Source organism: Dapis brunnea BLCC-M229 (genome assembly GCF_050015995.1).
Lineage (GTDB): Bacteria > Cyanobacteriota > Cyanobacteriia > Cyanobacteriales > Microcoleaceae > Trichodesmium.
Genome location: NZ_JBNHEP010000097.1, coordinates 70,413 through 78,544, shown reverse-complemented (window position 1 = coordinate 78,544; position 8,132 = coordinate 70,413). Strand labels below are relative to the sequence as shown.

Annotated in this window: 5 protein-coding genes; 3 read left to right on the top strand and 2 right to left on the bottom strand. The window is 36.8% G+C overall.

All coding sequences use genetic code 11. The features are described from left to right. Positions 1-648: 648 nt before the first annotated feature. Positions 649-2,673, bottom strand: coding sequence for an ABC transporter ATP-binding protein (locus ACP6PM_RS11730; protein ID WP_426584785.1), 2,025 nt, complete (start codon positions 2,671-2,673; stop codon positions 649-651). 876 nt (positions 2,674-3,549) lie between these two features. Here ACP6PM_RS11730 and ACP6PM_RS11725 point away from each other — a divergent pair. Next, positions 3,550-5,088 (top strand): AbgT family transporter, encoded by a 1,539-nt coding sequence (locus tag ACP6PM_RS11725; protein WP_426584783.1) that lies wholly within the window; start codon positions 3,550-3,552, stop codon positions 5,086-5,088. Between the two features lie 929 nt (positions 5,089-6,017). Here ACP6PM_RS11725 and ACP6PM_RS11720 read toward each other — a convergent pair. Beyond that, positions 6,018-6,689: a HEAT repeat domain-containing protein gene (locus tag ACP6PM_RS11720; RefSeq protein ID WP_426584781.1), complete on the bottom strand. Its 672-nt coding sequence runs from the start codon at positions 6,687-6,689 to the stop codon at positions 6,018-6,020. Between the two features lie 110 nt (positions 6,690-6,799). Between ACP6PM_RS11720 and ACP6PM_RS11715 the strand changes: the two genes are divergently transcribed. Both ACP6PM_RS11715 and ACP6PM_RS11710 read left to right on the top strand, forming a co-directional pair. Then, positions 6,800-7,054, top strand: coding sequence for an acetyltransferase (locus ACP6PM_RS11715; RefSeq protein WP_426584779.1), 255 nt, complete (start codon positions 6,800-6,802; stop codon positions 7,052-7,054). Positions 7,055-7,447: 393 nt separating this feature from the next. Further along, positions 7,448-8,026: a phycobilisome protein gene (locus ACP6PM_RS11710; RefSeq protein ID WP_426584777.1), complete on the top strand. Its 579-nt coding sequence runs from the start codon at positions 7,448-7,450 to the stop codon at positions 8,024-8,026. Positions 8,027-8,132: the final 106 nt, after the last annotated feature.

Here is an 8,132-nt window from a genome sequence, read left to right as displayed (position 1 = left end):
GTTTTTTTGTTCCAAAACAGCAAGTGGAAAATTTAGTCTATTATTTCCGGAGTTATATCATGTCCGGATAATTAGTGATAAAAAAATTGTTGTTTGTAGTTGGGCTTTAGCCCGATATATAGATAGGTCGGGCTAAAGCCCAACTACAAGCTTTAATTATACCTATTCAACCGGACATGATATTAATAGATAAATATGGGAAAAAGAAAAGGTAGATGCACCCTGATAGATCGCCTCCCCCATTATTGGTGGAGGTTTTTTTGTTCCAAAACAGCAAGTGGAAAATTTAGTCTATTATTTCCGGAGTTAATAGATAAATATGGGAAAAAGAAAAGGTAGATGCACCCTGATAGATAACCTCCGCCGTTATTGGTGGGGGTTTTTTTTGCTCCTAAATAAAACAGGAAAATTTAGTCTATTATTTCCGGAGTTAATAGATAAATATGGGAAACAGAAAAGGTAGATGCACCCTGATAGATCGCCTCCCCCATTATTGGTGGAGGTTTTTTTGTTCCAAAACAGCAAGTGGAAAATTTAGTCTATTATTTCCGGAGTGTGCAAAGTGTGTAGGGTGCGACAGGTATAATTTAACCAGTGAGAAGCATTTAACACTCTGTCGCAGGGCATCATTTTAGATGTATCGCTCCACTACTCTAAATTTCCTGTAGGAATAGAAGCAATAAGTTGGCGCGTATATTCCCGTTGTGGTTGCTCATAAACTTGTTCCGCAAGACCAATTTCTTCAATTTTGCCTTGATTCATCACCATGATCCGATCGCTCATAAATTTCACCACACTCAAATCATGGGAAATAAAGATGTACGTCAACCCAAATTCATCCTGCAATTCTTTTAATAAATTCAGCACTTGCGCTTGCACTGAAACGTCTAAAGCGGAAACAGACTCATCACAAATAATTAATTTAGGATTCAATGCTAAAGCACGAGCAATACAAACCCGTTGACGTTGACCACCAGAAAAAGCATAAGGATAACGACTTAACGAGTCAGCAGTTAATCCCACCCTTTCTAATAAATGTGCTGCGCGATCGCGTCTCACTTTATAACTATTACCTACACCATGAATTAACATTGGTTCCATCACTGCTGCGCCAACAGTTAAGCGAGGGTCAAGGGAACCAAAGGGGTCTTGAAAAATAATTTGCATATCCCGTCGCAACCTCCGCAACATTTGCTCATATCTTTCTTGATTACCATTTTTTCCACTTTTTGGTTGAGAATTTTTCAGCGACTCCAAAAACTGCTTAATTCCCGACTTACCTGCATGAGGGTTTGTAATTTCTTGACCCTCAAAAAATACTTGCCCACTGGTAACTGGAATTAATTGGAGTATTGATCTTGCTAAGGTACTTTTACCACAACCAGACTCTCCAACTAAACCCAGAGTTTCACCGGGAGAAACAGCAAAAGAAACATCATTAACTGCCATCAATAGACGTTGAGTTTGACCAAACATTCCTTTGACTGGGAACCCGACTCGTAAATGATTAACTTGCAAGATAGAATTTTCAGTTGTTTTAGGAGCTGTTTCCTCTGCCAAATCTATATTTTGCGGTTGTGCTACTGCTGTGTTTTTTTCCCGAATTTCTATTTCTCCAGTGGAGTTTATTACCTCTTCCATGAAATCAGAAACAGTAGGTAGACGGAAAACTTTGCCATGTAGGGGAGGACGACAACCTAATAAACCTTTTGTATAAGGATGCTGTGGTTGAGAAAATATTTGCTTGATGTCACCATATTCAACTATTTTGCCTTGATACATTACTGCTACCATATCAGCTACTTCGGAAATTACCCCCAAGTCGTGAGAGATAAATATAATAGACATTCCTCTACTTTCTCCCAATTCCCGCAGCAAGTCTAAAATTTTTGCCTGCACCGTAACATCCAAAGCTGTTGTGGGTTCATCTGCAATTAATAAAGTAGGGTTGCAAGAAATCGCCATTGCTATCATCACCCTTTGAATTTGACCGCCAGAAAGTTCGTGGGGATAACGGTCTAACATGGCTAGCTTTTTCTGATTAACTTGCAGCATAATTTGGCGGTCGCTTACCCCTTCTACTTGACTAACAGCAGACTTACCTGAAATCTCTGCTGCTGTTGCTAGCTCCCGTTTGGATTTTACCTGTGCTAAATTTTGACTATCCTCTGTTATTTCCTCCAGAGATTTTTGTCGCAATACCTCATCACTTGGGAGAAGTTTTACCTCCTGAAGTAGGGATGCTGCTTGACGTCGTGCTTCTGCTGCTGAAACATTTTGATGAAATTTAATAGCTTCTGTTAACTGAAACCCTATAGTGTAGACTGGGTTCAAAGAACTCATGGGTTCTTGGAAAATCATCGAAATTTTCCCACCCCGGTATTGTTGTTTTTCCTGTTCTGATAGTTGTAATAAATTTACTGGTTGAGAATTTTGTTCATTTTCTTCAGAATTATTAAACCAAATTTCACCGCTAATTTGGCAAGATTTTGCTAGTAGTAAACCCATAGTTGCCAGAGATGTGACAGATTTTCCAGAACCTGATTCTCCAACAATTCCTAGAGTTTGCCCTTTATTTACAGTAAAGGATATACCATCAACAGCTTTTACCAGTTTTTCTTCAGTTGTAAATTGAACTTTGAGATTACGAACATCTAATACAGTATTAGTCATTATGATTTAGAAATTAAATACCAACAATTCAGTCAACTATAGATAATATCAAATCCGGTCCCATTGGTGTAATTAGATAAAGAGTGTGAGGAGGGTGGGTAGTGTGGGGAGTTAACTAACTCAGAAGTCAGAAGTTGTTTTTGTAACGGAGATTTATATCATGTTCGCATAATTAGTTATAATTAAGCCTTTGTTTGTAGTTGGGCTTTTTTAGCCCCCTAAATATGTATCTCTGGACTAAAGCCCAACTACGAGCCTGATTATAAGTGTTTTACCGAACATCATATTAAGCCCCGCTCCAAAAACATTTCGCCTTAAAAAGAGGGGTTGCGCGACCCAATTTTTTTGATAAATTTTTCCTTACCTCCTAATCTTTTTGATGAAATTTTAGCGATCGCTCTCTAAGTACAAATGGTCTTCTTAAGCATTCAGAAAAATTTTCTAAAGGCAAAACTAATAACTTTAAAGGTAATCAAAGTCGGGACTTAGGCAAAATATAGAACTCCTAAGCGAATCTATTTGTGTACTGAAATATAGGGAGATAGGGGGGTGGGGAGTGTGCGGAGATGGAGTATATTATACCTCTCTCAAAATACCAAATCCAATCAATTATTGCCCATAAATTATCAATTACCGAATAATTAATAATTAAATAATTGAGGTTAAAAGCCTCCCCTTTCAAGGGGAAAAAAAGTGCTCTTGAATTTCCTTATATTCAATTCCGTAACGGTTTTAACCAGAGGTAATTATCAATTATCAATTCTCCATTATCCATTAATGAATTCTCCCTATTCCCTCTTTTCTGGAAATACCAAATGGCTTCTATAGTATGATGATGGGAAATTGTATTTTTGATGTGAAAAGGAAAAAGTCAAGATGACAGAAACACCGCCCCCAGAAAAGTCTAAAAAACTAGACATAGTTAATATATCCCTGGTTTTTATTGAAAAAGTAGGCAATAAACTGCCAGACCCCATTACATTATTTTTCTATCTATCTGTAGCAGTTATTGTGATTAGCGCGATCGCTAATTTGACAAATTTATCTGCAGTCAACCCTACAACCAAAGAAACTATTGAAGCAGTTTCTCTATTGACTCCTGACGGTATCCGCAAAATAGTTACTAAGACTGTGAGCAATTTTGTTAATTTTCCTCCTCTCGGTACTGTACTTGTGGCAATGTTAGGAGTCGGAGTAGCAGAGTCTACAGGTTTAATTTCTGCTTTGCTGCGTCAAGTAGTGCTAGTTGCTCCCGCAAGGTTTATTACTCCTGTAATTGTTTTTTGTGGAGTAATGTCTAATATTGCTTCGGATGCTGGATATGTAGTTTTAACTCCTCTTGCTGCCTTAATATTTTTAGCATACAAACGTCATCCAATTGCTGGTTTAGCTGCTGGTTTTGCTGGTGTTTCTGGCGGTTATAGTGCTAATTTATTAATTAGTTCTATCGACCCTTTACTAGCAGGAATTACTGAAAGTTCAGCTCAATTAATTAATCCAGAGTATACGATTAATCCGACAGTAAATTATTATTTCATGGTAGTTTCTACATTTGTTATTACTTTAGTTGGTTGGTATATTACAGATAAGATTGTAGAACCTCGACTAGGTAAATATAATGGTAAAATCAATTCAGAAGAAATGGAAAATTTGACTAATGCTGAACAAAAAGGTTTACGTTGGGCTGGATATTCTTTATTAGCTTTTGTCGGCTTTTTATTAATATTAATCTTGCCTCCAGAAGGAATTTTACGAGACCCGGAAACATTGACAATTATTCCTTCTCCTTTTTTTCAAGGAATTGTACCAATAATAATGTTAGGATTCATAATTCCAGGTATTGCTTATGGGAAAGGAGCAGGAACAATTAAAAGTGATAAAGATATTGCTGAAGGTATGACTCAAGCCATGAGTATAATGAGTTATTATATTGTTTTGTCTTTTTTTGCAGCTCAATTTGTTGCTTATTTTAGTTGGACTAATTTGGGAATTATCTTAGCTATTAATGGTGCAAATCTTCTCAAAGCAACTGGTTTTACTGGCTTGCCTTTACTGATAAGTTTTATAATTGTTAGTAGTTTGATTAATTTATTTTTTGCCTCTGCATCCTCTAAATGGACTATGATAGCTCCTATATTTGTACCCATGTTAATGTTGGTTGGTTATAGCCCAGAGTTCACACAAATGGCTTATCGAATCGGGGATTCTACAACTAATATTATTACGCCTCTGATGGGTTATTTCCCAATTATTGTTGCCTTTGCTCAGAGATACGATAAAAATGCAGGTATGGGAACTTTAATTGCGACAATGCTACCTTATTCTTTAGCTTTCTTTTTATCTTGGTCAGCTTTATTTATATTTTGGTTTATTTTCGGAATTCCCATCGGACCGGGAGCAACAATTAGACTTTAATATTTGGTAGTTCAAGAATTAATAATTACCTCTTCTTTTTCACGATAGGATTTGCTAAAAGGAAATTTTTTTCTTTTTTCTCCCTTGCCAATATCTATTGCACTAAATTAGCTGAAACATTCCACTACTAGACTCAGGCAGCTAATTTAGTCTAAAACTTGTAGGGTGCGTCTTTACTTCTAAAATTTAGACTGTGAAAGGTATTAACAATATCTCGCAGGACTATTGCATAAGTGTCATACGACCACGTTAATTCTAAAATGGTGTATTATATCATGTCTGGATGATTAGGTATAAATAAAATATTTGGTTTGGATACAATATATTTTAATTTCTCTCCTACTCCCTTACAAATAGGTAATTCAAGAATTAATAATTAAATAATTCACGCCTTGAAGGCTCCCCTTGGATAGGCGAAAAGAAAGAAAATATTCCTTATATTCAATTCCGTAACGGTTAACACCCGAGGTAATTATCAATTATCCATTATCCATTATCCATTATCCATTAATGAATCCCCTACTCCCCTACTCCCTTACTATCTTAATTATAAGTGTTCAACCGGACATGATTTTATATCATTGGGGGCGGGTTCATCTGATTAAATGTTGTAGCTCGAATAATTTAACGCGGAACCTGCCCCTAAGCTTTGCAACATTTTAGAGCTGATTTATCAAGTAAATCTTAAGAGGCTGAATTGCTTGCTATACTTAAGTTTTACGAATTATTATCCAGCAAACCCCAAATTACTAAAAGCTAAGTAATATAAGACTTTTAGCTAAGTTTACAAATCAGCTCTAATTATTAAATTAGACATCTCCAAAAATAAAAAATAAAATCAATTCTTATCGATAAATTATCAATTATTTTTCCCTGTTCCCAGTTAAGTGTTCTCTATTCCCTCTTTTCTGGAGATGTCTATATAATTGTTAATTATTAATTATTGAAAGCGAACTCTCCAAAGCTACAGCTACTACTCTATGATCCTCATCTTTGCTTAGATAACTCAAAGCTGCCTTAGCTTGAGGATCGTCAAATTTTCTCAACCCTTGAGCAGCTCGCAACCGAATATTCCAAGATTCGGCACTGACAAAAGCTAATAGTTGCTGCAAAGCTTCAGTTTCTTTCTTTGTCCCTGCTAATGCACCTAAAGCACTAATAGCAACTTCCTGCACCGTCATATCTTCGCCAGCGATCGCGCACATACACACTTCATAGAGTGCTTCAGGAAATGGCATATCCATGAGAGGCGCGAGAATACTCCGACGCACTAACCAGTTGTCGTCTTGGCGGAATTTTTCTACCAAAAGAGGAATTGCCTCTTCTCCAAATTTAGATAGGGAATTAGCTGCTTCTGCTCGCACATTGTAGTCTGTGTCATTTTTCATCATTTCCAGCAATATCCTAAAACCTTCAGGAGTACGTTTATTGCCTAATCCCATTGCTACAAATGAACGGACTAGAAATTCTGGGTCACCCTGTCTAGTTTTAAGAAGGGGAACCGCTATTTCACTTTCATAGTTTCTTAACTCGGTCAGCGCTTTTAATCTCTCTTGAGAATCAGAGCTATTTAAGTATACCTGAATTTGGTTAATTTCCATGTTAAAGTTTGCTTAATTTTATTTACTTTTCTTTACAAATACTAGCAACTAATCCCTAAATCTGGGATGATTAATTTCAGAAAAATACAAATATTAATCGGAAAGTCATTATGTCTGAAACTTTAGAAGTTAATACCGCAACACCAACAACCCAAGAACAAGAAATAGAGGAAGTAATCAAAGGATTAGAACAATATCGGGAACGCATTGTCAATGAAACTCTAGAACACGCTAAGAAAGTAAAAATTTCCAAGGCCAAAGTAATGGCCAAGTTAGAACAACATCCAGAATTGTCCAAAATCGATCTAGCCCTCAATCAGTTGCGTTCTGCCACGCAAAATCAAACGCAACAACCTACAGCTTAATCGTGAAGTATTCCAGTAGGTTGGGTTAAGCGACAGCGCAACCCAACAACAACTGTTGCATAAGGTGCAAATTAGAATTGTCCCCTGGAAGAAAGAGGAAGTAAAAGTGGGATTTACCTGTTCGACAAAGATTCATCCCTTGATTCACCAACACTCAACAATTGGTCTTATATATATTTCTGTTGGGTTGAGGAAACGAAACCCAACCTATTGGCGCGTCAAGCTTGAAAATGTGGGTTAAAAAACCTAACCCCCTAACCCCCTTCCCTACCAGGGAAGGGGGAGAAACTCCCCTCTCCTTTCAGGAGAGGGGTTGGGGGAGAGGTCTCCATGGACTCAAACTTACCCACATTTTAAAGCTAGACGAGGTACTACCACTATAAACTTTTGATTATGACTACACAATTAACTGAAACAGCCAAGCAATTAATTCCTAAAGCGAGAATAGTTAGCTTTAAAAGTTGGGTAGGACTTCTACCAACAGAAATAATTCAACTATTTCAAACCGCTGACAATCAAGGTCTTTATCTGACAGAAAGCGATTTAAACCTCCTCAAAAGTAGTTCAGGAGTGCCAATTTTTTACATTGAAGCTGCTAGTTTGCTCGGAGAATATGCAGCAGAAATAGTTGATGAAGCGAGGGAAAAAGTATTAGCAACATATCCTAATATTACAGCAGAAGGAGGAGATTTATATCCACCAATACGAGCCGAAGCTTGTTGGCGAGACTTCTGGCATTTTTTACGTTGTATTAGTTATGGTATTGCTGGTAATAATATAGAATTTACCAGCCAAGAAGGGCTTTATTATATGAATTTACTTTATCAAGAATTGCTTGTACCACTATCAGCAATGGTGTGCGGTTTAGAAGCTATTAAAACTGCTAGCTTGAAAAGATTTTCCTCTGAACAACAAGCAGAATTAGCTCCTTATTTTGACCATTTAGTGGCGAGGTTGAAAGAATTTTCTTAGAGCGGTTTGTTTCTTGAAATCCCATCTTTCCTTGGGTTTGGAGACCAAACTCCTTTCATTAATTGATAATTGATAATGGATAATTGATAATTACAAGAAGGTTAAA

Bases quoted from the DNA above. Each gene is read 5' to 3' on its own strand.
- ACP6PM_RS11715 (WP_426584779.1), top strand. From the start codon at position 6,800: ATGTCTGAAACTTTAGAAGTTAATACCGCAACACCAACAACCCAAGAA.
- ACP6PM_RS11725 (WP_426584783.1), top strand. From the start codon at position 3,550: ATGACAGAAACACCGCCCCCAGAAAAGTCTAAAAAACTAGACATAGTT.
- ACP6PM_RS11730 (WP_426584785.1), bottom strand. From the start codon at position 2,673: ATGACTAATACTGTATTAGATGTTCGTAATCTCAAAGTTCAATTTACA.
- ACP6PM_RS11720 (WP_426584781.1), bottom strand. From the start codon at position 6,689: ATGGAAATTAACCAAATTCAGGTATACTTAAATAGCTCTGATTCTCAA.
- ACP6PM_RS11710 (WP_426584777.1), top strand. From the start codon at position 7,448: ATGACTACACAATTAACTGAAACAGCCAAGCAATTAATTCCTAAAGCG.